Source organism: Lacinutrix sp. MEBiC02595 (assembly GCF_053601555.1).
On record NZ_JBSHNU010000217.1, the window covers coordinates 1 to 26,120 of the forward strand.

General features: G+C 32.2%; 28 protein-coding genes and 1 tRNA gene. 8 read left to right on the forward strand and 21 right to left on the reverse strand.

Annotated features, from left to right (window positions below):
• A partial coding sequence (locus tag ACVCZW_RS07705) for a T9SS type B sorting domain-containing protein (RefSeq protein ID WP_452232096.1) occupies positions 1-1,650 on the forward strand: 1,650 nt, incomplete at its 5' end.
• A 465-nt stretch (positions 1,651-2,115) separates the two neighbouring features.
• Here the strand turns inward: ACVCZW_RS07705 and ACVCZW_RS07710 are convergent.
• Positions 2,116-2,189: transfer RNA gene (locus tag ACVCZW_RS07710), tRNA-Met, on the reverse strand.
• A 126-nt stretch (positions 2,190-2,315) separates the two neighbouring features.
• On the opposite strand from ACVCZW_RS07710, the gene ACVCZW_RS07715 reads away from it, so the two are divergent.
• Both ACVCZW_RS07715 and ACVCZW_RS07720 read left to right on the forward strand, forming a co-directional pair.
• Entirely contained in the window at positions 2,316-2,702 is a 387-nt protein-coding gene (locus tag ACVCZW_RS07715; protein ID WP_452228512.1) for an START-like domain-containing protein, read from the forward strand.
• Between the two features lie 58 nt (positions 2,703-2,760).
• The gene (locus ACVCZW_RS07720) at positions 2,761-3,606 is read left to right on the forward strand and encodes an aminotransferase class IV (protein WP_452232097.1); all 846 of its coding nucleotides are present in this window, start codon (positions 2,761-2,763) and stop codon (positions 3,604-3,606) included.
• Here ACVCZW_RS07720 and ACVCZW_RS07725 read toward each other — a convergent pair.
• From ACVCZW_RS07725 to ACVCZW_RS07745, 5 genes are all read right to left on the reverse strand, one after another.
• Positions 3,599-4,159 carry a YqgE/AlgH family protein gene (locus tag ACVCZW_RS07725; protein ID WP_452228514.1) on the reverse strand — a complete coding sequence of 187 codons (561 nt, stop codon included), beginning with the start codon at positions 4,157-4,159 and terminating at the stop codon, positions 3,599-3,601. The two genes, ACVCZW_RS07720 and ACVCZW_RS07725, sit on opposite strands and share 8 nt — an antisense overlap.
• 124 nt (positions 4,160-4,283) lie before the next feature.
• Entirely contained in the window at positions 4,284-4,556 is a 273-nt protein-coding gene (locus ACVCZW_RS07730; protein ID WP_055442264.1) for an HU family DNA-binding protein, read from the reverse strand.
• Between the two features lie 190 nt (positions 4,557-4,746).
• Positions 4,747-5,694 (reverse strand): methionyl-tRNA formyltransferase, encoded by a 948-nt coding sequence (gene fmt / locus ACVCZW_RS07735; protein ID WP_452232098.1) that lies wholly within the window; start codon positions 5,692-5,694, stop codon positions 4,747-4,749.
• On the reverse strand, positions 5,694-7,595 hold the full coding sequence (locus ACVCZW_RS07740) for a RecQ family ATP-dependent DNA helicase (protein WP_452232099.1): 1,902 nt from the start codon (positions 7,593-7,595) through the stop codon (positions 5,694-5,696). Before ACVCZW_RS07740 ends, fmt begins: the two co-directional genes overlap by 1 nt.
• The gene (locus ACVCZW_RS07745) at positions 7,595-8,137 is read right to left on the reverse strand and encodes an AAA family ATPase (RefSeq protein ID WP_452232100.1); all 543 of its coding nucleotides are present in this window, start codon (positions 8,135-8,137) and stop codon (positions 7,595-7,597) included. The genes ACVCZW_RS07740 and ACVCZW_RS07745 overlap by 1 nt, the downstream gene beginning before the upstream one ends.
• 250 nt (positions 8,138-8,387) lie before the next feature.
• On the opposite strand from ACVCZW_RS07745, the gene ACVCZW_RS07750 reads away from it, so the two are divergent.
• The 3 genes from ACVCZW_RS07750 to murA all read left to right on the forward strand — a co-directional run bounded on the left by ACVCZW_RS07750 (position 8,388) and on the right by murA (position 10,998).
• Positions 8,388-8,681: a DUF493 family protein gene (locus ACVCZW_RS07750; RefSeq protein WP_452228518.1), complete on the forward strand. Its 294-nt coding sequence runs from the start codon at positions 8,388-8,390 to the stop codon at positions 8,679-8,681.
• Positions 8,682-9,000: 319 nt separating this feature from the next.
• Positions 9,001-9,675, forward strand: coding sequence for a DUF4290 domain-containing protein (locus ACVCZW_RS07755; protein WP_452228519.1), 675 nt, complete (start codon positions 9,001-9,003; stop codon positions 9,673-9,675).
• A 6-nt stretch (positions 9,676-9,681) separates the two neighbouring features.
• Entirely contained in the window at positions 9,682-10,998 is a 1,317-nt protein-coding gene (gene murA / locus ACVCZW_RS07760; protein ID WP_452228520.1) for a UDP-N-acetylglucosamine 1-carboxyvinyltransferase, read from the forward strand.
• A 73-nt stretch (positions 10,999-11,071) separates the two neighbouring features.
• Here the strand turns inward: murA and ACVCZW_RS07765 are convergent, their stop codons facing one another.
• The 11 genes from ACVCZW_RS07765 to ACVCZW_RS07815 all read right to left on the reverse strand — a co-directional run bounded on the left by ACVCZW_RS07765 (position 11,072) and on the right by ACVCZW_RS07815 (position 19,022).
• Positions 11,072-11,434 (reverse strand): SnoaL-like domain-containing protein, encoded by a 363-nt coding sequence (locus ACVCZW_RS07765; RefSeq protein ID WP_452228521.1) that lies wholly within the window; start codon positions 11,432-11,434, stop codon positions 11,072-11,074.
• A 58-nt stretch (positions 11,435-11,492) separates the two neighbouring features.
• On the reverse strand, positions 11,493-12,803 hold the full coding sequence (locus tag ACVCZW_RS07770) for a cryptochrome/photolyase family protein (RefSeq protein ID WP_452228522.1): 1,311 nt from the start codon (positions 12,801-12,803) through the stop codon (positions 11,493-11,495).
• Positions 12,803-13,267, reverse strand: a complete 465-nt coding sequence (locus ACVCZW_RS07775; RefSeq protein ID WP_452228523.1) for an SRPBCC family protein — start codon at positions 13,265-13,267, stop codon at positions 12,803-12,805. Before ACVCZW_RS07775 ends, ACVCZW_RS07770 begins: the two co-directional genes overlap by 1 nt.
• Entirely contained in the window at positions 13,267-13,722 is a 456-nt protein-coding gene (locus ACVCZW_RS07780; protein WP_452228524.1) for a TspO/MBR family protein, read from the reverse strand. Before ACVCZW_RS07780 ends, ACVCZW_RS07775 begins: the two co-directional genes overlap by 1 nt.
• A gap of 1 nt (position 13,723) precedes the next feature.
• Complete coding sequence (locus ACVCZW_RS07785; RefSeq protein ID WP_452228525.1) at positions 13,724-13,894, reverse strand: Lacal_2735 family protein; 171 nt, start codon at positions 13,892-13,894, stop codon at positions 13,724-13,726.
• A 6-nt stretch (positions 13,895-13,900) separates the two neighbouring features.
• On the reverse strand, positions 13,901-14,416 hold the full coding sequence (locus ACVCZW_RS07790) for a glutathione peroxidase (protein ID WP_452232101.1): 516 nt from the start codon (positions 14,414-14,416) through the stop codon (positions 13,901-13,903).
• A gap of 30 nt (positions 14,417-14,446) precedes the next feature.
• On the reverse strand, positions 14,447-15,130 hold the full coding sequence (locus tag ACVCZW_RS07795; RefSeq protein WP_452228527.1) for an SDR family NAD(P)-dependent oxidoreductase: 684 nt from the start codon (positions 15,128-15,130) through the stop codon (positions 14,447-14,449).
• 1 nt (position 15,131) lies between these two features.
• Positions 15,132-15,356, reverse strand: a complete 225-nt coding sequence (locus ACVCZW_RS07800) for a hypothetical protein (protein WP_452228528.1) — start codon at positions 15,354-15,356, stop codon at positions 15,132-15,134.
• A 3-nt stretch (positions 15,357-15,359) separates the two neighbouring features.
• Positions 15,360-16,058, reverse strand: a complete 699-nt coding sequence (gene folE / locus ACVCZW_RS07805) for a GTP cyclohydrolase I FolE (RefSeq protein ID WP_452228529.1) — start codon at positions 16,056-16,058, stop codon at positions 15,360-15,362.
• A gap of 228 nt (positions 16,059-16,286) precedes the next feature.
• Positions 16,287-17,708: an SDR family oxidoreductase gene (locus ACVCZW_RS07810; RefSeq protein ID WP_452232102.1), complete on the reverse strand. Its 1,422-nt coding sequence runs from the start codon at positions 17,706-17,708 to the stop codon at positions 16,287-16,289.
• Positions 17,709-17,711: 3 nt separating this feature from the next.
• A complete protein-coding gene (locus ACVCZW_RS07815) occupies positions 17,712-19,022 on the reverse strand; it encodes an ABC1 kinase family protein (protein ID WP_452228531.1) in 1,311 nt (436 codons plus the stop codon).
• 303 nt (positions 19,023-19,325) lie between these two features.
• Between ACVCZW_RS07815 and ACVCZW_RS07820 the strand changes: the two genes are divergently transcribed.
• Positions 19,326-20,171: a DUF2911 domain-containing protein gene (locus tag ACVCZW_RS07820; RefSeq protein ID WP_452228532.1), complete on the forward strand. Its 846-nt coding sequence runs from the start codon at positions 19,326-19,328 to the stop codon at positions 20,169-20,171.
• 68 nt (positions 20,172-20,239) lie between these two features.
• Here the strand turns inward: ACVCZW_RS07820 and fahA are convergent, their stop codons facing one another.
• Entirely contained in the window at positions 20,240-21,532 is a 1,293-nt protein-coding gene (gene fahA, locus ACVCZW_RS07825; RefSeq protein ID WP_452228533.1) for a fumarylacetoacetase, read from the reverse strand.
• Between the two features lie 230 nt (positions 21,533-21,762).
• Between fahA and glyA the strand changes: the two genes are divergently transcribed.
• A complete protein-coding gene (glyA, locus tag ACVCZW_RS07830) occupies positions 21,763-23,037 on the forward strand; it encodes a serine hydroxymethyltransferase (RefSeq protein WP_452228534.1) in 1,275 nt (424 codons plus the stop codon).
• Between the two features lie 376 nt (positions 23,038-23,413).
• Here glyA and ACVCZW_RS07835 read toward each other — a convergent pair whose 3' ends face one another.
• The 3 genes from ACVCZW_RS07835 to ACVCZW_RS07845 all read right to left on the reverse strand — a co-directional run bounded on the left by ACVCZW_RS07835 (position 23,414) and on the right by ACVCZW_RS07845 (position 26,117).
• Positions 23,414-24,967, reverse strand: a complete 1,554-nt coding sequence (locus tag ACVCZW_RS07835) for a hypothetical protein (protein ID WP_452228535.1) — start codon at positions 24,965-24,967, stop codon at positions 23,414-23,416.
• Positions 24,968-25,065: 98 nt separating this feature from the next.
• Positions 25,066-25,455: an acyl-CoA thioesterase gene (locus ACVCZW_RS07840; protein WP_452232103.1), complete on the reverse strand. Its 390-nt coding sequence runs from the start codon at positions 25,453-25,455 to the stop codon at positions 25,066-25,068.
• 272 nt (positions 25,456-25,727) lie between these two features.
• The gene (locus tag ACVCZW_RS07845) at positions 25,728-26,117 is read right to left on the reverse strand and encodes an acyl-CoA thioesterase (RefSeq protein ID WP_452228537.1); all 390 of its coding nucleotides are present in this window, start codon (positions 26,115-26,117) and stop codon (positions 25,728-25,730) included.
• Positions 26,118-26,120: the final 3 nt, after the last annotated feature.

Below are 26,120 nucleotides of genomic sequence, written 5' to 3' on the forward strand. Positions count from 1 at the left end.
ACCTGCTGGGATGATTTTCAATTAGATGCTACTTCCTGTATGTATGTAAATCTAGGAACAGCACCCACTAATTCAGGAAATGTAACCTGTTGGGATGATTTTCAATATGACGTTGCATCGTGTATGTATGTAAATCTAGGAACTGCACCAACTAATCCCGGAAACGTCACCTGTTGGGATGATTTTCAATTAGACGCTACTTCTTGTACGTATGTCAATCTAGGAACGGCTCCTATTAATCCAGGAAACGTTACCTGCTGGGATGATTTTCAATTAGATACTACTTCTTGTATGTATGTAAATCTAGGAACGGCACCTACTAATCCAGGAAATGTAAATTGTTGGGATGATTTTCAATTTGACGCAACTTCTTGTATGTATGTAAATTTAGGAACTGCGCCTATCAATCCAGGAAACGTAACCTGCTGGGATGATTATCAATTAGACCCTACTTCTTGTCTGTATGTAAATCTAGGAACTGCACCAACTAATCCAGGAAACGTGACCTGCTGGGATGATTATCAATTTGACGCTACTTCTTGTCTGTATGTAAATTTAGGAACTGCACCTACCAATCCAGGAAACGTTACCTGTTGGGATGATTATCAATTAGACCCTACTTCTTGTCTGTATGTAAATCTAGGAACGGCACCTAATCATCCAGGAAATGTAACTTGTTGGGATGATTTTCAATTAGACACTACTTCTTGTTTGTATGTAAATCTAGGAACGGCACCTACTAATCCAGGAAACATTACCTGCTGGGATGATTTTCAATTAGATACTACTTCTTGTACGTATGTAAATCTGGGAACGGCACCTACTAATCCAGGGAATGTAACGTGTTGGGATGATTTTCAATTAGATACTACTTCTTGCATGTATGTCAATCTAGGAACTGCACCAACTAATCCAGGAAACGTAACTTGCTGGGATGATTTTCAATTGGATGCAACTTCTTGTATGTATGTAAATCAGGGAACACAACCATTAGATACCGTGGAAGAATTTGTAATGTTTTGTGAAGGGGAAACCATTATATTATATGCAAACACCACGATAGTAACTCCTAATTATTTGTGGGATTCGGGCGAAACTACAGATAGCATAACGGTTAGTAGTGCAGGGGATTATTCTGTTGAAGTATCCGATAGTTGCTCTACTACCATTATTAATTTTTATGTTTCGCAAATAGATATACCCGTTATTGAAGCTGTAACTTCCAATGGGAGTGATATTGTTGTCGAAATGACAAGTACAGGAGATTTCTTATATTCTTTAGATGGCATTTCTTTTCAAACAAACCCTACCTTTTATAATGTAGTTGCAGGTCAATATATCCTTTATGTGAAATCATCTGATTGTGATACTACGGTTTCTATTGCGCATTTACATTTCTATATTCCTAAGGTTTTTACGCCAAATAATGACTCTTATAATGATACTTTCTCCTTAGCTATATCTAATTATTTTGCTTCTACAGAGGTTTATATTTTTGACCGTTATGGCAAATTATTATATTCTGCTATAAACAGTAATGTAAATTGGGATGGAACATTTAAAAACAAGAAATTACCGTCTTCAGATTATTGGTATCATATTATCATAGGAGAACAGCAGTTTAAGGGACATATTACTTTAAAACGTTAATTATTCTCCAAATGCTAATTAGCGTTTACATGAAATTTGTTCCTCTTAACTTGGAGTAGCATTTGTGACTAAAAAAAACGGCTATTAAAGTCGATGCTCTAATAGGGAATAATGGAAGGTGGTCAGATAAGTGTCGAAATAAATAGGTATACATGTTACAGAAAAGTAATGACTTCTTTTGGGATTTGGATATTTTTTGATCTAAAAAATGCACTCTAAAATAAGATGTAGGAGGAGGATAGTTTTAAAATTATTACCTTTTTATAACGAAAAACTATTTTTTTTGCATCCCGAATAGGTCTCTATCGAACATAAAACGCAGATAATATTCATTTTTGTTCGGGATCCATCTTTGCTAATTGGTCTGGTAAAACGCTTTAATCCTCAAGAAAACCCTTTCGTATAGGTATAAAAAAAACGGTTTAGAAATATCTAAACCGTTTATTAGTAAAACGTTACGTTTTGTAGCGAGAACGAGATTTGAACTCGTGACCTCTGGGTTATGAATCCAACGCTCTAACCAACTGAGCTACCTCGCCATAATTTGAGTTTGCAAATATATAAACAATTCTTAAGCACGCAAACAAACAAATTAAAAAGTTTTAAAAATAAATTTTAGAACTTTATAATTAAATGTATATATTGAACAAAATATTATTTTTTCTATGAGCGACAAAGTTAAATACGAATTAGAATTCCCTATACATGCATCACCGCAACTGTTATATCAATATATTTCTACGCCTTCTGGTTTATCAGAATGGTATGCAGAAAATGTAAATTCTCGAGGAGAGTTTTTTAAATTTATTTGGGATGGTTCAGAAGAAGAAGCCAAACTATTAAGTAAAAAGAGTGGCGAACGCATTAAATTTAAATGGTTGGATGATGAAGATAGTTCTACTTTTTTTGAAATTAGAATTCAAGTAGACGAAATTACTAAAGATGTTTCTATCATGATTACCGATTTTGCAGATGAAGATGAGGTGGAAGAATCTAAAATGCTTTGGGAAAATCAAATTTCAGATTTAAAGCAAGTATTAGGTTCCGCTTAAAAAGAATACAATTATTAAACTTATATTTGTCCCGAATTCATTTTCGGGACTTTTTTTTATGATAAATTTTAATGGAAATATTACTAGCGAAACCAATATAATTTCGTTTAACAATAGAGGTTTTAATTATGGTGACGCTATATTTGAAACTATAAAATGCTCGCATGGTAAACTATTGTTTTTTGAAGATCACTACTTTAGATTAATGGCTTCGATGCGTATTATGCGTATGGAAATACCTATGCATTTTACCATGGAATTTCTAGAAGAACAAATTCTAGAAACCTTAAAATCCAATGATCTATCTACTGTTTCTGCTCGAGTGAAGTTGCTGGTAAATAGAGTAGCAGGTGGTTTATATTTTCCAAAGCATAATGAAGTAGATTATGTAATAAGTGCTGCTAAGTTAGATACTGATTTTTATCTTATTCATGATGAAAAATATGAGGTAGACTTATTTAAAGATTATTATGTGTCCCCAAGTTTATTATCTACACTAAAGACAAATAATAAAGCATTACACGTAGTAGGAAGTATTTATGCAAACGAAAATAGTTTAGACAACTGTTTACTACTAAACACCAATAAGAGCGTTGTAGAAGCTTTAAATGGAAATATTTTTTTAGTAAAAGGAAAAACCATTAAAACGCCACCGTTAACAGATGGTTGTTTAAAAGGAATTATGCGTAAGCAAATTATAGAGACTATAGATTTGATACCAGAGTATACTTTAGAGGAAGTTTCTATTTCACCTTTCGAATTGCAAAAAGCAGACGAATTATTTATAACCAATGTGATTACAGGAATACAGTCGATCACCAAATACAGAAAGAAAGCATTTAATAGCGCTATAGCTCAAGATTTAATAAAAAAACTAAATGTGAAAATTAGATTATCTAATTAAGGCTTGGGTTTTCTGGTGCATTAGACCATATACTATATTCGCCACCAAATTCTAGCATTTTTTCTCTCCAAAAAGCTTCACAGTTTTTTTCGATAATTTCTTTTTTGTATACATTTTCTGTAACCACCCAAGAGTTTGATTTAAGTTCATCATCCAGTTGGTTGGCTTGCCAGCCAGAATATCCTAAAAAGAAACGGATATGCTTTTTATTTAATTTTTTATCCGCAATAAGTTCTGCTACTTTACTAAAATCTCCTCCCCAAAAGATACCTAAAGATATTTCTATACTATTTGGTATAAGTTCGGGTACTTTATGAATAAAATAAAGATTGTCTTGTTCTACAGGACCGCCATTGTATACTTTAAAATCTGCATCAATTCCTGGTACAAGGTCGTGAATGGTGTACTCTAATGGTTTATTTAAAATAAAGCCAATAGAGCCATCTGAATTGTGATCTGCGAGTAAAACAATAGATCTATTAAAGGACATGTCTCCAATAATAGAAGGTTCTGCAATAAGTAAATTGCCCTTTTTTGGTTTGGTTGAAATCATAAAGATTTATTTTGACTGTACTAAATCTAGTAAAATTTTATTAATTAACCAATATTTATTAAAATTAACATAAAAAAAAGCCTTCTTAAGTAAGAAGGCTTTTTTAAAATATTCTAAAAAAGAATTAGTTTACAGCGCTAGATAAATCTGAACCTGCTTTAAACTTAACCACGTTTTTAGCTTTAATTTTTATAGTAGCTCCTGTTTGAGGATTTCTTCCATCTCTTGCAGCTCTTTTAGAAACTGACCAAGATCCAAACCCTACTAAAGAAACTCTGTTTCCTTTTTGTAAAGCACCTTCAATTTCTATTAACGCACATTCTAAAGCTTTCTTTGAAGCTGCTTTAGTAATTCCTGCGTGTTCTGCCATTGCATCGATTAAATCTGTTTTGTTCATAATTTTTATTTTAATTATTAATAAATTGTTGGTTAAACATTATTGTTATATCCTCTACAAAATTATACGGAAATTCAAACCACGCAAGTAATAGCAAGGGAAATACGCTTTATTGTTAATAACTTATGCGTTTTGTTAATAAAGCTAGTGTATTTTATCGGTTTTTTAACAAGTCAACAAGCATAAGGCTTTACAGCATTTTTGCGTTTTCATCAAAATTATAACCGTTTAAAAGGGAGTTTGCATCCATTTTTCGTTTTCCTGGAAGCTTAATTTCTTTTATAATTAAGTAACCTTCTTTAACAGAAACCTTTATCTCTTTTTTTGTAGTTATTACTTTTCCTATTTCTAAATCATGCGCTTCAACTTCTTTTTCGGCAGCATAAATTTTAATGTCTAATGCTTCTTCCTTATTTTGTAAAATACACCAAGCGGCAGGATACGGACTTAATCCTCTTACCTTATTATAGATATTATCTAAAGTGTCGTTAAAATCGATTTTACAATTGTCTTTATTTAGTTTGTATGCCGTTTTTATTTCTGCATTTTCAGGCTGTGGTGTTGTTTGCACATCTCCTTCTGCTATAAGACCAACAGTTTTTAAAACGAGATTACTTCCTAGGTTCATTAATTTATCATGTAGGCTTCCGGCGTTTTCGTTTTCTTCAATGGTAACTTCCTCTTGAAGAATCATTGCACCAGTGTCTATTTTTTCGTCTATAAAAAAAGTAGAGACACCTGTTTTTGTTTCCCCATTTATAACGGCCCAGTTTATTGGCGCTGCGCCACGGTAGTTTGGTAATAAAGAAGCATGTAAATTAAAAGTACCATATACTGGCATTTGCCAAACTACTTTAGGTAACATTCTAAAAGCAACTACAATTTGTAAATTAGCGTTTAAGGCTGCTAATGCTTCGGTAAAGCTTTCTGCTTTTAAATTGGTGGGTTGCATAATATGTAAACCTTGCGATTTGGCATATGCTTTTACTGCAGATTCGTTCAGCCTTCTACCACGCCCAGCAGGTTTGTCTGGTGCAGTAATTACACCAACAATATTATAATTATTTTCTACTAATGTTTGTAAAGTGGCAACTGCAAAATCAGGAGTTCCCATAAATACTATTCTTAAATCTCTCATTATAAATGTGCTAATTTGTAGGTGTTCGTTTTTGTAATGGTAATAATATGATGCTCTAATAATAATTGTAGCATGCTATTCATTTCTTTTTCAGAAAATGGTAATTCTTTTAAAATTGCTCTGGAGGATAAATCGCCGTTTTCTAATAAGCTAATGATTGCGTTTTTAACGGATTTTATTTCTTTTACTTCCGGTTTTTTCTTAGTAATACATACCGAACAAATACCGCAAGGTTTTAAATCCTTTTCTCCAAAATAGGAGAGGAGTTGTATGCTTTTACAAAGGTCTTCTTTTTTAACATAGCTTAAAATAGCAGCAACTTGTTCTTGCTTTAATGTGTTTTGTTGTTTTAAAACATTTGCAATTACATTAATCGTTTTGTCGTCTTCTCTAGGTTCTAGAAAAGTGATTTCAGCATCGGTTTTAGAGGTGTTTAGCGTGATTATTTCATCTTTTTCTAATTGTGCTAAAACTTTTAAAACGATGTTTTCATTCACCGAAGCTTTATCTGCTACTAGCGTTGTATTTAATTTTATTTCTTGATCAAAAATACCACCATACGTTCTTAAAATAGATTTTACAACAAGGCTTAAATGGTTGTTACTTTTTAGATAAGCAAATAAACTATTATTACTTATAATAAATTGTACTAGCGTTTGTCTATTAAACTGTTTGGATAAACTAATGACACTTGTTCTGTCTAAAAATTGGATAGCATTATAGCATAAAATGGTATTGAACGTATAGGTTTTACAAAATTGATTAAAATTAAATTGATGGGTGGTATCGACACCTTCACCATAGGATATTTGAAAGTAACTACAGAGCTTTCGGTATACCAACTTTACAAAATCCACCGTCGGTAACCCGTCTAAAAATTGCTTTTTCACTAAAGCCTCATCGCTATTATTTTTTAAAATAACGGCAAATGCTTTTTTACCGTTTCTTCCAGCACGACCAGCTTCTTGAAAATAACTTTCTATACTTTCTGGTAAGTTTAGATGAATAACGGTTTTCACATCCGGCTTGTCAATTCCCATACCAAAAGCATTGGTAGCAACCATTACTTGGTTTTTGTTTTGTAACCAGTCGTTTAGGTGTTTGTCCTTTTCGTTATTACTTAGTCCGCCGTGATAATAGGTAGCGCTTATATTTTGTTTGGCTAGCATATTACAAATCTCTACCGTAGATTTTCTATTTCTAACGTAAATAATGGAAGGCGCATTCTGTTTTTTTAAAATGCTTTCCATTTTGTAATATTTATCATCTTCATGAAAAACCATGTATGCTAAATTTGGTCTTGCAAAAGATTGTTTAAATATTTTAGGATTTATAAAATCGAGTTCTTTTATAATATCATCTACCACCAAAGGTGTTGCAGATGCTGTAAGTGCAATACAATTAACACTAGGTTTTATTTGTCGTAATAATTCGATGTTTTTGTAGGATGGTCTAAAATCATTTCCCCATTGTGAGATGCAATGTGCTTCATCTACAGCAATAAGGTTTACATGCATTTGTTTTATCCGGTCTTGAACGAGTTCTTGTTGTAGACGTTCTGGAGAAAGATAAAGAAACTTATAATTACCATAAATACAATTATCAAGAAGGGCATCTAGTTCTTTATAATGTATTCCGCTAGTAAGCGCAATCGCTTTAATGCCTTTATCTGTTAGCGTTTGTACTTGGTTTTTCATTAAAGCAACCAATGGCGAAACAACAATACAAATACCATCTTTTGCAAGTGCAGGAATTTGAAAACATAAAGATTTTCCTCCTCCAGTTGGCATTAAAGCCATCACATCTTCTCCTGCAATTACTGCATTTATAATGTCTTCTTGAAAAGGTCGGAAACTGGTAAAGTTCCAATAACGTTCTAATATGTTTATCGCATTTTGCATTACAATGCTTTTACCACATTTAAAATAAAGTCGGCTCTACTTTCAATAGACCCAAATGGTACATCTACTAAGCTATAATTATAGGTTTTGTAGGTGTTTAATAAGTGTTTGTGTATTTCTATAGCTTGTTCAAAATTTTCGTAGCGTTCGCTATCACTGCTAAATATTTCCTGCCAAGGCGCTAAAATAAACACATGATCATACATATTGTCTTTACATGCGTTTCTAAATTCTTCCGGATAATCATCACCAATAAAATCCATATATGCCAAGACGTCAGGAATTCCTCTGTCTAAAAAGATAAAGTCTTCCTTAAAAGTATTTGCTTCTTCAAACTGTTTTTTTCTTCCTTTTAAAAGTAATTCACTAAATAAAAGAGGTTCTGTTAAAAAAAGTTGCTCAATACCGTCTTCTCGTGCTTTTAAGGTGATTTGTCTAGATATTTCTTCAATACAATTATAGCCTCGTTTAATAAGCTCATTAATTATAGAAGTCTTTCCTGTTCCTGGTCCTCCAGTTATGATAATTTTCTTTGTATTCAAGTTTGGCAAGGTTTTGGGTGTAAAAATCGGAATTTAAATTTTAAATAAAGAACTCCTTTACACTTTTTTACATTGGTTGTGAAATGCTGTTTTTAGTGGATGCTTTGTCTTTTTTCATTCTGTAGCGATGGAATGCATTATAAAAAAGGCTTATATGTTTCAAAAATAGGATTATTCGTTTACCCAAAAAATGTTAAACGCATTTCAGAAATGTAAAGGAAACCGTATCTTTACCACATATTTTTTAATCATGAGCGAAAAACAAAACCCAGAAGAATTTTATACAAAATTAAAGGCGCAATTGTATGATACTGCAACATGGCCATCCAAATATTTATATAAATTTATAGTAGAATCAGACTTGCACAAAATTGCAGAAATTGAAGCTTTATTTGATAATATTGGTGCTGTTCTTAATACTATGGAATCAAAAAACGGAAAATACACAAGTATTTCCATTCATGTAGTTATGGAAAATCCAGAAGCAGTAATTGCAAAATATGAAGAAGTTGCAGAAAATGTAGAAGGAGTTATTAGCCTTTAAACCTGAGGTTTGCTTAAAATTTAATTTTCAGAAGCCTAAGAAAAGGCGAGGTTTGAAGCGTGAAATTATTAAAATATAGAGATATTGTAAAAAAAATATACGATAAAATTGCATTTTTTTAGGGTTTTTAAAAGGTTGGATGCATTTGTCCTAATTTTTCAAATTAACTAGTTCGTCCTTCAAAATAATAACTGCGAATGGAATAAAAATGCATTCAAACTGAAAACAAAGATTAAGTCGAACTCCAGTTTTAAATATTTTTTGTACTTTGCACAAGCATAATAACTACGTGCAAATAATATAACTCTACACTTAAATTTTGATAGATATTTTAGAATACAACACAGAACGCGAGCATTTAATTATTCCTGAGTATGGAAGACATATGCAGAAAATGATTGCACATGCTAAAACACGTGAAACCAAAGAAGAACGTAATAAGTTAGTAAAAGCCATTATATCTGTAATGGGAAACATGCAACCACATTTACGTGATGTACCAGATTTTCAACATAAACTTTGGGATCAGCTTTTTATTATGGCTGATTTTGATATCGATGTAGATTCTCCGTACCCAGAACCTTCTCGTGAAGAATTATACGCAAGACCTGATACTTTAGAATATCCTCAGAATTTTCCTAAATATAGATTTTATGGTAATAATATAAAAACCATGATTGATGTTGCTAACACTTGGGAAGATGGTGAAATGAAAGAAGCTTTAGTCTATACTATTGCTAATCATATGAAAAAGTGTTTTTTAAATTGGAATAAAGATACTGTAGAAGATTATATTATTTTTAATCATTTATTTGAATTATCAGATGGGAAAATTAACTTGAAAGAATCGGAAGAAGATTTATCAGATTCTACAAGTTTAATGCGAAGCAAAAAGAAGTATGCGAATACAAATACCAATACGAATACTAAGAAAACGCATTATAAAAAAAGTAACAGTAACACAAACCAAAGTCGAAGCAGAAAACGCTACTAGTATTTCATGGGAACATTTAAAATTGAAGGAGGTCACCAATTAAAAGGAAAAATTCAACCTCAAGGAGCAAAAAACGAAGCCTTACAAATTTTATGTGCTGTATTACTAACTCCAGAGTTAGTAACTATAAATAACATTCCAGATATTGTAGATGTTAATAAGCTTATAGAATTATTAAAAAAATTAGGCGTAAAAGTTAATAAATTAGGAAAAGGTTCTTATACTTTTCAAGCAGATGAAGTAAATTTAAATTACTTAGAGTCGGAACAATTTAAGATTGATGGTCGTGGACTAAGAGGTTCTATTATGATCGTTGGACCACTTTTAGCTCGTTTTGGAAAAGGGTATATTCCAAAACCTGGAGGAGATAAAATTGGTAGACGAAGACTAGATACACACTTTGAAGGCTTTATTAAACTTGGAGCAAAATTTCGTTATAATAAAGAAGATTATTTTTACGGTGTAGAAGCAGATAAACTAAAAGGAGCATACATGTTGCTAGATGAAGCATCAGTGACAGGTACCGCAAACATCGTTATGGCTGCTGTTTTAGCAGAAGGAACAACAACTATTTATAACGCAGCTTGTGAGCCTTATTTGCAACAGCTTTGTAAAATGCTTAACCGAATGGGAGCAAAAATTACAGGTGTTGGTTCTAATATGTTAACTATTGAAGGCGTCGACGCATTAGGTGGAACAGAACATAGAATGCTTCCAGATATGATTGAAATTGGTAGTTGGATTGGTTTAGCTGCTATGACAAAAAGTGAACTGACCATTACTAATGTAAGTTGGGATGACTTAGGTCAAATACCAAATGTTTTTAGAAAACTAGGTATTACCGTGGAAAGAAGAGGAGATGATATTCATATTCCAGCGCATACCGATGGTTATGAGATACAAAGTTATATAGATGGTTCTATTTTAACTGTTTCTGATGCGCCTTGGCCAGGATTTACACCAGATTTATTGAGCATTGTTTTAACGATACTTACACAGGCAAGAGGAAGTGCTTTAGTGCACCAAAAAATGTTTGAATCACGTTTGTTCTTTGTTGATAAATTGATAGATATGGGAGCGAAAATTATTCTTTGTGATCCACATAGAGCAACTGTTATAGGTCATGATTTTAAATCACAATTAAAAGCTACTACAATGACTTCGCCAGATATTAGAGCAGGAGTTTCTTTATTAATTGCAGCTTTATCTGCTAAAGGAACCTCTACTATTCATAATATTGAGCAAATTGATAGAGGTTATGAAAATATTGACGAACGTCTACGTGCTATTGGCGCAAAGATTGAACGTGTAGAAGGAAATTAAAACTACAAATTATACAAAACAAAAAAGCTTCGAAATTACTTTCGAAGCTTTTTTTATATACTTAATTCTTAGATTAATCTATGTCGTAAAAATATTGTTCACTAGTAATTTTGCCATCCTTAACTTCATACACACAAACCTCTTCCATCTTTTGTCTTCCTTTTCCTTTAAAGGTACAATCAAAAGTCATTTTAGCCGTAAAAAAGTTACCTGCTATTATAGGCTCGCTAACTTCGCTAGCATGAAAATCTTCTACGCTTTCTAGCCATTCTTGACTTTTATTTAAAATGTTTTGCTTTCCAATAGTTAATTCACCTGGCGTTCCAGGCATCTCTTTACAAATAGCCGTTTCTGCATACAATGTATGAACACATTCTATATGTTTTTCTTCTTTACACATTTTCCACCAGGTATTGGCAACTTCTTTTGTATTCATATTTTTTGCATTATTTTTTAAAGTTAAAAATCCTGTATCCAAATGTGTTCAGGTATTCTTAGTTTGCGTTTAGGGCCGCTTTGTACGTTATCAAACAACGTTCTCTAGCTTCTTTATGATCTACCATTGGATTTGGATAGGTAAGTTCTTGAAAATCTGGAACCCATTTTTTTATATATTCTAATTGTTTGTCAAATTTTTGAATTTGGGTGGTAGGATTAAAAATTCGGAAATAAGGAGCGGCATCTACACCACAACCAGCAACCCATTGCCAATTTCCAATATTACTAGCCATTTCATAGTCGTGTAATTTTTCGGCAAAATAAGCTTCGCCTAAACGCCAATCAATTAGTAAGTGTTTGCATAAAAAACTGCCAACCAACATACGCACGCGATTGTGCATAAAGCCTGTTTCATTTAATTCTCGCATGCCAGCATCTACTAAAGGATAGCCGGTTTTACCTTCACACCAAAGTTGAAATTCTGCTTCGTTATTACGCCAAGCAATGTTATCGTATTGGGGTTTAAAACTTGTGGTAAGTGTTTGTGGGAAATGCCAAAGCGTTTGTATGAAAAATTCTCTCCAAATTAATTCTTGCCAAAATATTTCATTAGATTCAGTTATTGCTTTTTGCATCATTTTGCGAATGCTAACGGTTCCGAATCTTAAATGCGGACCTAATCTGGAAGTGCTATCTTTTGCTGGAAAATTTCTAGTTGCTTCGTAATTCTGAATCAAATTAGAAGTAACTTCATATCCTTTTATCTCCTGATTGGATGGCGTAAAACCAATAGCCTCCAAACCTAAATTAGGAAGGTTTTTTTCTTGGAATACATTATTTAATAAACTTTTAGAATCGTATGTTTCTAAATTCTTATTTCTAAAAGTTGTCTTCCATACTTTCATATATGGTGTATACACTAAATATGGTTTACCATCTTTTTTTACCACTTCGTCTTTTTCAAAAACAACATGGTCTTTAAAGGTTTTAAAGGCTGTGTTTTTGGTTTCTAAGAATGCTGAAATTTCCGTATCCCTAATTTTAGCGTACGGCTCATAATCCCGATTGGTAAACACGGAATCTATGGTATATTTTTCGGATAGATTTTTATAAACGTCTATAGGTTTACCATGATACATCGCAATACTACTATTGTAATTGCTTTGTAAGTCCTTGTTTATCTTTTGTAAGGTATTATGAATAAAAGTAACACGCGCATCGTTTTTGGGTAGTTGTTCTAATATTTCTGTGTCAAAAATGAATAGTAGTAGTACTGGTTTTCCTGCTTGTAAAGCATGAAATAATCCAGTATTATCTGCTAATCTTAAATCGCGTCGAAACCAAAATATGTTTATAGATTCTTTCATTATTTGTAGGTTCCAAAAAGAGCTTCTAATTTTTCTTTTCTATAGGCAAAAATTTCTTCCAGCTTTGGTTTTACTAAAAAAGGATGTACCAAGCGTCCAATAAATCCGAAAGGGACTTTATAATCTATAATATCTTCCATTTCTACACCGCCATCAATTGCTTTAATAAAATGTTTATGATGCCAAAGCGCATAAGGACCAAAACGTTGTTCGTCTACAAAATACTGTTTATCTACTATGTGGGTGATTTCGGTAACCCATTTGGTTTTAATTCCTAAAACTGGAGTTACTATATATTGAATAATTTGCCCTGCATACATTGGCCTATCCGCTCCTGAAAGCGTTTTAAAACTCATATATTCTGGAGTAATTACTTTTAGATTTTTTGGGTCGGAAAGAAATGCCCAAGCTGTATCTACAGAAATTGGAAGATTTTGCTTTTTATGTAGTGTGTAAATTTTCATTAATTATTTATAAAAATGTAGGCATTAAGGGATGTAGCAATGCATAACCAAATCATATATGGTAGTACGAGATATCTAGTTTGTACGGTATTAAATTTAAAAAAGAAATAACATACAATAATGGTTAGTAATATAATTACTAATAAACCTAAAGCAATTTGATGTTGGTTAAAAAAAGCATAATTCCAGAGTACATTAAGAATAAACTGTATACTAAAAAGAGTAACTACTTCTTTGATGGGGACTTTATGATATAACTGCGCCATATAAATAGAAAAGCAGATCATAATGATAGTCCAAGCTACCCCAAAAACCCAGCCTGGTGGCGTCCAAGGTGCTTGGTTAAGATTGTTGTACCATTCGCTTTGCGGTCCATTAGCCATAAGCCAACGACCAATACCGAGAGCACCAAAATTTAAGATTAAGAACGGTAAGAATACTTTGATAAATTGCATATTAATCTTTTTTAAGGATATCTATTTCTTCTAAAATAGCATTTGCTTCTGCATATTTTTTATCGCTTTCGGATCGGTTTATATTAGAAAGTTGATGCCATTCTTTCATCAATTTATTGTACTTGTCTTGAAGTTTTTCTATTTGTGATTTCTTTTTAAATAACCCGAACATAATTTTCTAGTTTAAATGTTTTGTGATTTTAGTACTCATTGGGTTTGTTGTAGAAAAGTAATAATCCACTAACTGACCTTCATTATTTATAAGATATTTCTGAAAATTCCATTTTACAGTAGAATCTGATTTTCCATTTATTTTTTTTTGCGTTAACCATTTATAAAGCGGATGTTGGTTACTTCCTTTAACGTCGGTTTTCTCGGTCATTAAAAAGGTAACCCCATAATTTTTCTGACAAAAACTTTGAATTTCGCTAGGAGTTCCAGATTCCTGATTACCAAATTGATTACAAGGCACGCCAATAATCATTAAATTTTCAGAATATGTATCATATAGTTTTTGAAGATCTTCGTATTGGCCTGTAAAACCACATTCCGAAGCAACATTAACTATCAGTAACATTTTATCTTTAAAATGGGATAAGTGAATGGCATTTCCATCTAAGCCATTAATTTCTATATCATAAACAGAAGTAGATGGTGTTTTTGGCCCTTTTGTTTTCTTAAGAAAATTTAGCATAATGTAAGTAATTAGTATGTGTTTCGTTATTTATATCTTGAAAGAAACAATTCCGCAATCCATTTCAAATACTTGTCCGGACATAGAAGAAGCTTTTTCAGACAGTAAAAAAGCAGCCATATCTGCAACCTCTTTTGGTTTTAGATATTTTTTTAATGGATGACGTTCTGTGATATTTTCTATCATTTTATCATTGCGCAATAGCTTAGAAGCTAATGCGGTATCTGTCACAGTAGGAGCAATGGCGTTAATTCTAATACTTGGAGCTAATTCTGCTCCAAGTGATTTTACTAAGCCTTCTACACCCGATTTTGCAGTTGCAATACTGGCGTGATATGGCATTCCCAATTTGGATGCTACGGTACTAAATAATAATATGGAGGCGTGTTTGCTATTCTTTAAAGTAGGTAAATACTTTTGAATAGCTTTAACAGCTCCGATAACATTTATTTCGAAATCTTGTTTGAAATCCTCTATTTTTAATCGAGAAATTGGTTTAAGATTGATGCTACCAGGGCAATATACCAAGCCATCGGCTTTTTCTATTTCGGGCAAATCATCCACCAAAACGTCACAACCATAATGTGTTAAATTATCATGATGGAAACCAGGAGCAGTTCTACTAATATTAATAATGGTATTATCTTCCACTAACGTTTCAATAATAGCCTTACCAATACCTTTGCTACCTCCAATAACTATGTACGTTTTCATTCTAAGCAGTTAAAGGTCTTCCTTTTAACCTTTTTTCTACTTTTATTTTAATAGCAGTAAGTCTTTTCATGATATCCATGATTTCTGTATCTTTTTTCTCTTTATAAATTTCGTTTAAACCTAAAATTAGGGCTTTTGCTTCTCTAACAATAATAACTCTATCGCTTGTAGATAAAGAGTTTAATTTTTGTTTTTCAAATTCTAATGCTTTGTCTATTATATCCATGACTTAGTTTTTTAAATAATTTTGTAATTCGGTAACTTTATGTGGAGTATTAAATTTTCCTCCGTAATATGTGGTAACAGTAGCAGATGTATCATCTTTAATTCCTCTAGAGGAAACGCATAAATGTTTGGCGTCTATGATTACTGCTACATCTTCTGTTTTTAAAATTGTTTTTAATTCTTCTGCAATTTGGTTTGTTAATCGTTCTTGTACTTGCGGTCTTTTTGCAAAATACTGAACTATTCTGTTTATTTTAGATAATCCTATAACTTTTCCCGAAGAAATGTATGAAACGTGCACTTTTCCGATAATTGGTACAAAATGATGTTCGCAATTAGAGTAAAAGGTAATGTTTTTTTCAACAAGCATTTGGTTGTATTGATATTTATTATCAAATAATGCTATTTTTGGCTTGTTTTTCGGATTTAATCCTGAAAATATTTCATCTATATACATTTTAGCAACTCGATTAGGAGTTCCTTTTAAAGAATCGTCTGTAAGGTCTAATCCTATAACATCCATAATCTCTTCAAAAAGTATTGCTATACGTTCTTTTTTTTCGGTATCCGTTAATTTAAAAGCATCTGCTTTCATTGGTGTTTGTAATCCAGTATATAAATGGTCATCACCAATATCGTCATGACTATAGCCATTTAGTCCGATTTTATCTTCGGCATTCTTTTTTAATGTTTCTGTTTTCATTATAATCTTTTTTATGTGCTGTCTTTAAAACTGTTTTTAAAGCAAAGCAACGTTATCGTTTAGAAACGGTGTTATGCGCGTTATCTAGGGTGCTTAAAGCTACTAGATTTTATTTATTTACGCATTAGATGAATTACACCTTTATCTTTAGGTATAATTTCTAAGGATGTACCCTCAAAAGTCAAGCCATTTCATAAAGTTTGTCTGTTTTTTTTCTATTTAATTTCATTAAAGCGCTAATTTATTTATCATGCCATTAAAAATAACCCCATGAAAAGGTAAAACGCTGTACCAATATAAGCGACCAAGTATTCCTCTAGGTCTAAAAGTCGCCGTTTGTTTTAATATACCATTTTCTATTTTAAATTCCAACCAAGCTTCTCCTGGAAGTTTCATTTCTGCATAGAGTAGGAGTTTCTGTTTTTCTTTATCTGCATATATCACTCTCCAAAAATCTAAAGCATCTCCCGCGTCTAAATCTGTAGCACTAGTTCTACCACGCCTTAAACCAATACCGCCAAAAAGCTTGTCTAAATAACCTCTTAATTTCCAAAGAAAATTACCGTAATACCAACCTGTTTGTCCGCCAATAGCCCATATTTTATCTATTGTTTTTTTGCTGTCATTTACTTTGCGTTCTTTATAATCTTGGAAGCAACCGTATTTAGGAACGTTAATATATTTATGAAAGCTATTTTTTAATCTTCCGCTACTAATAAAAGAATCTTTCCAACTAGATATAATACTATTCTGTTCTATTTTCTCAAATGCCAAAGCGACAGCTTCTTTATAACTTAAGGGATGTACATCTAATATGGTATTGATATCACTTGGTTTGCCAATTATTTCAACGCCCATGCTATCTACTAGGTTGGAAGCTAATTTATAGGACGTGGACGTTACAAAATAGAGCCAATAGGAAGACAGTTTTGCAGTCATTACTGGAACCGTTAAAATATATCTTTTTAGCTGTCTTACTTCCGCAAATTGTAAAAGCATTTGCTTGTAGGTTAAAACTTCTGGGCCAAAAATATCAAAGGACTTGTTGAAGGTTTCTTTTACACCTAAACTTTTAAATAAAAAGGAAAGTACATCACGAACGGCTAAAGGTTGGGTTTTAGTATTTAACCATTTAGGAGCGATCATAAAAGGTAGTTTTTCTACTAAATCTCTAATGATTTCGAATGATGAACTACCAGAGCCGACAATAATTCCTGCTTTAAATACCGTTAAGGCATAGCTGTTGGATTGTAATGTGTGCTCGACATTTTTACGAGATTTAAGATGCTTAGACAAGTTTTCATCATTAATAATACCACTTAAGTATATAACTTGTTTTGCTTCCGTTTTTTCAATATAGGATTTAAAATTAGATGCACAGGCTTCTTCTAACTTTTCAAAATCATTTGATGTATTAGACATTGAATGTATAAGATAATATGCAGCATCAATTTCTTTAGGAATGTTTTTTAAAGTTTCTGGTTTTAAAAAATCAACTTCTATAACATCAATATGTTCTTCTTGTAAGTAACTTTTATCTGCACGTAATTTATCTCTAACCGCACAAATAACATGATGCCCTTCATTTACCAATAAAGGAATTAAACGTTTACCTATGTAGCCTGTTGCGCCTGTTACAAGAATTTTCATTTTTTATATGGTGTGAAAATTATTAATATTAATGTGTTTCGCTTTTAAGTCGAACATAAGATTATAGAGTCCAAAAAAGGTTCTGTTAATATAAATAAAATGTTTAGAACCTCGGTTTCCATTCATTTTTCTTAATTGTGTACTTTTAGAATAATGCGCTCCAAGTGCTGCTATTTCTTGAAAGAAGTATGGATTTGAAAAATCAAAAGTTTTATCCTGTAATGGTCTTGCAAATAGGCTTAGCATTTTATGAAACATCTCTGTGAAAAAGGCAATTTCTTCTTCTGTATCTTCCTCTTTTAAAATTTCTAATTCGTATAATTTGGAAAGAAATACCGCTTCATTTTCAATATTTTCTTTCTTTGCTAATTCAAAATATGGTTTGTAAAAAGTATCTGGAATGCTTTTCATACAACCAAAATCTAAAGCAATTAAGTTTCCTTCCTCGGAAACTAAAAAGTTTCCTGGATGTGGATCTGCATGTACTTTTTTAAGCACATGAATTTGGTACATATAAAAATCCCAAAGTGCTTGGCCTACTTTATTTGCCGTGTCTTCATTTTGATTTATTGCTGTAAATTCGGATAGATGTCTACCATCCATATAATCCATAGTAATAATTCTATTAGAAGATAGTTCTTCATAATATTCTGGAAACTTAAGATTAGGAATATGTGCACATGCCTTTGAAACTTCTATGCTTTGTTCTATTTCTAAAATGTAATTCGTCTCTTCAATTAATTTGGTTTCTACTTCACTAAAATATTTGTCTGAATCTTTTCCTTTAATATTAAACATTTTCATTGCTATAGGTTTAACCATAGCCAAATCTGATGAGATACTTTCTGCAACTCCTGGATATTGGATTTTCACAGCAAGTTTTTTCCCGTTTCTTTCTGCTATATGGACTTGGCCAATACTAGCAGCATTTACAGAAGTTGCATTAAAAGTATCAAATAGTTCGTTTGGAGATTTCCCAAAATATTTTTTAAATGTTTTAATTACGAGTGCAGGCGATAAAGGAGGAACGGAGAATTGCGATAAAGAGAATTTTTCAACATAAGCCTGTGGAAGAATGCTTTTTTCCATACTAAGCATTTGTGCCACTTTTAAAGCACTCCCTTTAAGTTGTTTCAAGCTGTTGTAAATATCTTCGGCATTATTTTTATTAAGACGTTCTTTGGCTTCTTCCTTAGAATTAACCATTTTATCTCCATAATATTTCATGTAATTTACACCAACTTTAGCTCCTGTGCTTACTAGTTTAGAAGCACGTTGTATTTTTGAAATTGGTATTTTATCTATCGTTTTCATTAGTTGGAATATGCTTAATTACTTTTTATAGGCATAATTTGTTATGCTTGAAGCAAATATACAAAATTGTCCAACTTATTCATTTAAAAACTAGACAAAATTAATATAGCACTATAAGTAAAGCTTATATGAATTGATAAAATATATGAAAACTTGCAAGAAATGGCGTTTTTTTTCCACCTGTATAGATTGCTTTTTATGGCAAAACATCCTTTTTATTTAAGCTTTTGTTAACAAATATAGTTTTAGTAATGCGTAATTTTATGGGCTATTACAATTAGCAACCATTAAAACTTAAAAACAATGAAAAAAATTTTATTACTTTCTTTAGTATTTGCACTCTCATTTACGGCAAATGCACAAATTGAAACACCACAACCAAGTCCAACTAGTAAAGTAGAGCAGAAGGTTGGTTTAACCGATTTTACTTTTGAATATTCTCGTCCGGGAGTAAAAGGAAGAACCATTTTTGGAGACCTTGTACCTTACGGAAAAGTATGGAGAACAGGAGCAAACTCAAGAACTAAAATAACTTTTAACAACCCTATTACTGTAGGAGGAAAAGAGCTTAAAGCGGGTACTTACGCTATCTTTACTATTCCACAAGCAAATGCATGGGAAGTTGTTTTTTATACAGATTATGCAGGAGGAGGCGCTCCAGCTGAGTTAGACGAAACTAAAGTTGCAGCAAGAGTTTCTGCTGATGTTCATGAAATTCCTTTTAATGTAGAATCTTTCACTATGGATATTAATAACTTATCTAATAATGGTGGAACTTTAGAATTTCTTTGGGCAAAAACATATGTTGGTGTACCTTTTACAGTGCCTACAGATGCAGCGGTATCTAAAAGCATTGATAAAATAATGGCAGGACCAGGAGCAGGTGATTATTATGCTGCTGCAGCGTATTATTTAGAAGAAGGAAAAGATATCTCTAAAGCTAAAGTTTGGATTGATAAAGCTATCGATATGTCTAAAGAAGATCCTAAATTTTGGCAATTAAGAAGACAAGCTTTAATCTATGCAAAATCTGGGGATAAAAAAGGAGCTGTTAAAGCTGCCAAAGCTTCATTAGCATTAGCTGAAAAAGCTGGTAATACAGATTACGTTAAAATGAATGAGGAGTCTATTGCAGAGTGGACTAAATAATATAGTGACAAGTACACATGAAAAAAGCGACCAATTGGTCGCTTTTTTTATTTAATATCTTTGAAAGTTTACTTGCTTTTTTTAGGATTGAATACTGGCAGTAACTTAGTACTTACTTCTCCAAAACCTATTCTAGTATCATTTTTTTCACAATAACCACGCATAATTACAGTGTCGTTATCATTAATAAACTTACGCTCAGAACCATCTGCCATTTTAATAGCATTTTGTCCGGCCCAAGTAAGTTCTATCATAGATCCAAAACTATCTGGAGTTTTCCCAGAAAGCGTTCCGCTTCCCATCATATCACCAGAGTTTATAGGACAACCATTAACCGTATGATGTGCTAATTGCTGCGCCATATTCCAATACATATATTTAAAGTTAGATTTGCTTACCACTGTTTCTTTCGCTTTTAGTGGTTGTATAGCAACTTCCAAATTAATATCGAAACTCTTCTTTCCTTTATATTGTAAATATTCTAATTGTGGTTTTAATGGTTTCGGACTTTCTACTCTATAAGGCTCCAAAGCATCTAAAGTAACTATCCAAGGAGAAATACTGGAAGCGAAATTTTTAGCTAAGAAAGGTCCTAATGGTACATATTCCCATTTCTGTATATCTCTTGCCGACCAATCATTTAATAAAACTAATCCGAAAATATATTCTTCCGCTTCTTCAATGGGAATTGGTTCTCCTAAATCATTAGCATCGGTTGTAATAAACGCCATTTCTAATTCAAAATCAATTCTTTCTGAAGGTCCAAAAACGGGTTCTGTAGCATCCGGAGGAAGCGTTTGCCCTTTTGGTCTATGCACAGGAATTCCAGAAGGAATGATAGAAGAGCTTCTACCATGATAACCAACAGGAATGTGCAGCCAATTTGGCATTAAAGCATTTTCTTTTCCTCTAAACATGGTTCCAATGTTAGTTGCATGTTCTATACTAGAGTAGAAATCGGTATAATCCCCAATTTGAACAGGTAATTGCATTTCAATTTCGTCTAAACGAAATAATACAATTTCCTTATGTTTTACATTGTTTTTAAGCGTATCATTATCTGCATCAAAAATTTCTGCAATTCTGTTTCTAACAGCTCTCCAGGTTTTTCTTCCATCTGCAATAAAATCATTTAAAGTATCTTGAAGAAAAATATCGTCTGTTAATGGAATACCTTCAAAGTAACCTAGTTGATGTAAAGCACCTAAGTCTATTGCTGTATCTCCAATTCTTGTTCCAATAGTAATGATGTCATCTCTTGTAAGAAAAACACCAAAGGGAATATTTTGAACAGGGAAATCTGAGTTTTTATCTACATGCAACCAGGAGATTCTATCTGGATTGTTAGCTGAAATTGGCATAGTATATTTTAAATTAAAAATTATTAAATCTATTCAAACCTACATAACTTTTTAAATTAATGCTAATTTTATAAGATAAAAGTAGGTTCCTATTATGCTATTTAAAAAAATAACATATTCTAGAAGTAAATATATGTTTTTTGATGTATTTAAATAATCTAATTGTTATTTTTGATAAATATTTAACTATAACTAGATTTTCAACTTTAAGAAAATTAAAATTAAACTATATGCAACGCGACGAACAAATCTTTGAACTTATTCAAGCTGAAAAAGAAAGACAGCTTGATGGTCTTGAATTAATAGCATCAGAAAACTTTGTAAGCGACCAAGTAATGGAGGCTGCAGGTTCTGTATTAACGAATAAATACGCAGAAGGTTATCCTGGGAAAAGATATTATGGAGGTTGTGAAGTTGTGGATGAAGTAGAACAACTTGCAATAGATAGAGCAAAAGCCTTATTTGGTGCCGCATACGTAAACGTGCAACCACATTCTGGAAGTCAAGCAAATACCGCAGTATTTTTTGCTTGTTTAAATCCCGGAGATACTATTTTAGGTTTCGATTTATCTCATGGTGGACATTTAACACATGGTTCTCCAGTAAATTTTTCAGGTAAATTATATAATCCTGTATTTTACGGTGTAAAAAAAGAAACCGGATTAATAGATTATGACCATGTTGCAGAAGTAGCAGAACGTGAAAAGCCAAAATTAATTATTGCAGGAGCTTCGGCATATTCTCGTGATATGGACTTTAAACGTTTTCGTGCCATAGCAGATTCTGTTGGTGCTATTTTAATAGCAGATATTTCACATCCAGCAGGATTAATAGCAAAAGGAATTTTAAACGATCCTTTACCACATTGCCATATTGTTACAACAACAACACATAAAACATTACGTGGACCAAGAGGTGGAATGATTATGATGGGGCAAGATTTTGATAACCCATTTGGTTTAAAATTGAAGAACGGAAACTTAAAGAAAATGTCTTCCCTTTTAAACTCTGCAGTTTTTCCAGGAAATCAAGGAGGACCGTTAGAACATATTATAGCAGCAAAAGCAATTGCATTTGGTGAAGCACTTACAGAAGAGTATATGCACTATATGTTACAAGTAAAGAAAAATGCGGCAGCAATGGCGGCAGCTTTTGTAAGGAGAGATTATAATATCATTTCTGGAGGTACAGATAACCACATGATGTTAATCGATTTACGTAACAAAAATATTACAGGTAAAGACGCAGAAAATGCTTTAGTAAAAGCTGATATTACCGTGAATAAAAACATGGTTCCTTTTGATGATAAAAGCCCATTTGTAACTTCAGGAATTCGTATTGGTACGCCAGCAATTACAACTAGAGGTTTAAAAGAAGAAGATATGGAAGGTATTGTAGATCTAATTGATCAAGTAATTACAAACCATGAAGATGAAGATAAATTAGAAACTATTGCAGGTAAAGTAAATGCTATGATGCATGATTTACCTCTTTTTGTAGATTAAATTTATTAAAATAATTTCGCTTTCGCGGAAATAAAAAGCCTACTGTTTAGTAGGCTTTTTTTGTGCTTAATAAAAATTTTCTGAGTATGTGGCTCTCCTCTTATTTTAAGGGAGAATGAATTTTAAGTTTCCTTAAAGAAAATTGGAAGAAAGAGGAGTTAAGAAAGCATTATTCTAACACTATGAACTTTTCTTAACCAGAAGATAAAGGAGTTGGCTTAAGTTTTAAAATCGCTTCGCATTTTATGTCAAAATCTCCGAATTTATTTTCAATAAATCCACCTCTCTTTAGCCAAAGAGAGGAGCGGGTTAAAATCAAATTTAGCTAAGAAGTAGTGCAAGCCCAAGAAGACCGAACCGGTCTACATAGCCGTAACTACTCAAAAGTAATATGTTGATAAGCACCTAAATCTGGTGAAGCCGTTCTGTTTACTCCAAGAATATCTAAAGGAACTTGAGAAGCAAAGGTTGCGTCTCCTTGATTGTTAGCAGCAGAATCAGCACCAATAATGAAATCATTTTCACTAGAATCTCTAAAATCTGGATCTTGATTACGAATGATATTTTTATATTTTGTTTCATCACTAAAGTCATAATTAGCTCCAGAAAACGTATTCCCAGTATCACTAAATCGAACTAAGCAATTGGTGAATTTAAAGTGGAATGCTAAAGAAGCATCTTCAATTTCATCGATTATGAATTCCGGATTATCATTTCCGTAGATAATACAGTTATTAAAATTAGCTTCGGTTAGATTCGCTAAAAAAGTAGCATCTTCAGTTTCTTGAAAGTTATTAATTAATAAAGCAGGAAACTGACGGAAACTATTGTTCCAATAATTAGCAATGGTACAATGTGTAAGATTATATTTTCCTCCTAAAGTAGCAGCAAAACAAGTTTGACCAGCATTATTGATTACTAAATTATTTGCTTCAATAGACGTATTTCTTCCTAAAACACCAAAATTACTCGTGTTGTAAATTTGAGAATTTGTGATGGTTAGTTTGTTTGTGACTTCGTTTGGATTTCCTTCCGATAAAATACCAACAGATGCATTTTTAATAGTTGCATGATTTATGGTATTATTAATACTTCCGTCAAGCAACCAAATAGTTCCCCATTGTCCAGGTACATTTGCAAAAGCAGGTTCTAATCTATCGCCTTCAAAAATAACTTCGTTTTCTAATAATTCTTGGTCGGCACTTAGCGCTCCATTTACTTGCAAGGAAGCTCCTTCAGCAACTAAAAGTCCGGAATTTGCATGAAAATGCACTCGTGCTCCAGCTTCTATATTTAAAGTTTGATTGTTTGGTACCGCGGCATAACCATACACCACATATGGTTTTTGATTCGTGAAAGTTAATTCGTCTGGCTCTAAATATCGACCTTGGATTTCAGTTTCAATTTGCTCTCCTCCAATATCTATGGTAAGTGTTTCAATAACTCCTGTGGTATTATCTTTGTCTGGATAAATAAATACAGCGTCTTGAACAAGTGTAACCAATTCTACTACTTGTTGGTTACTTCCAGAATCGAATTCTATTTTATCTGTGTATAAAAATGCACCATTAAGATTTGGTAAACTATTAATGTCTATGGTAGTTTCTACAAAAATGTACATACTGTCTTTTGCAAGAATTTCTACATTATCGAAAGATTTTCCAGCAATACCATCTACATTTAATCGGTACTCTGAACTTTCGCCTAAAGCTAGTTTTACATTAGGTATGCTAATATCTTCACTACTTCTATTATATACTTTTAAGTTATAAGTACTAGAACCAATATTGGTAAATACGGTATCTAAATAAACGGTGTCTTTAGAAAAACCAAGATTACCATCACTTGAGGAAAAGTTAAAGTCTTTTCTACAAGAACTCCAAAGTAAAAGAAAGGAGAAACAGATTAAGAAGTATAGCGTCTTTTTCATATATAATAAACAGATTATAAGGCAAAAATAATTAAATGCATTTTAAACGTTAAAAATATAACTTTTGAAACTAGGTTTTAGTATCTATTTGATATTATTTAATTTAAAATAGCATCAATTTCTTTGGTTACGCGAGTAGGACGTTTGGTTCGTACAGCCATTAAACACCAAGTGGTTTCTGCTTTTAGAAGTAATTTTTGTGTACTATTATTGTGCATTTCTATAATACTTTTGGCCGTTGCACCTTGTGCATCTATAAACTGGGTAGTTATTTTTACTTCGTCATATAAGTGTGCCGAAGCCTTATAGTCTACCAGATGTTTACGAACCACCCAAAAGTAAGCGTTGTATATATCTTCCGTAGCTATTTGTTGCCAGTGCGCTTTGGCAATATCTTGAATCCATTGTATATAGCGAATGTTGTTAACGTGGTTGAGTTCGTCTAAATCTTCTTTGGTAACAGTAACTGTAAATTCGAAGGTTTTCATAAAGTCCATTTAATAGCGTATTAAATTAAAAATTGTGTTCAATAAAAGTTTGCTATTAATCGAAGACTCTCTTTTAGGAAAGTATGATTTCTTAAATATAGGAAAGCGAATAGTTTCTGAAAATTAAATCAGCTATAAAACCATTTTTCTAGTTATCATGTAATAACTTCTGTATCAAATGGTTTGTGTTGCTATTTTAAAGAGTGAAGAATTTTGTTTTCAAGAGAAGTAGTCTCTATTAAAATCAGTACGTTAGTATTCGTTATTATTTTTTATAAAAATAGATTGCGAATCTCTGGAGTTATTCGAGTGGGTTTTTGTGTTTTTCTACTAATTAAGCACCAATGCGTTTCCGATTTGGCCAATAAAGCATCGGTATTTTTGTTGAAAATTTCAACAATTCTAGTAGATTTTACGCCTGCAGATTTAGTAACATAGGTTTTAATTAAAAGAGTATCGTTTAAATATGCAGCTTGTTTATAATCTATATGATTGGATAGCATTACCCAAAAATATTCGTTTTTAATATTAGGCGTTGCTATTTCTTCCCAGTTTTGTTTTGCGATATCATTTACCCACTGCACATAACGTACGTTGTTCACATGATTTAGATCGTCTAAATCACTTTGTTCTACTATAACTATAGATTCAAAAACCTGCATCTT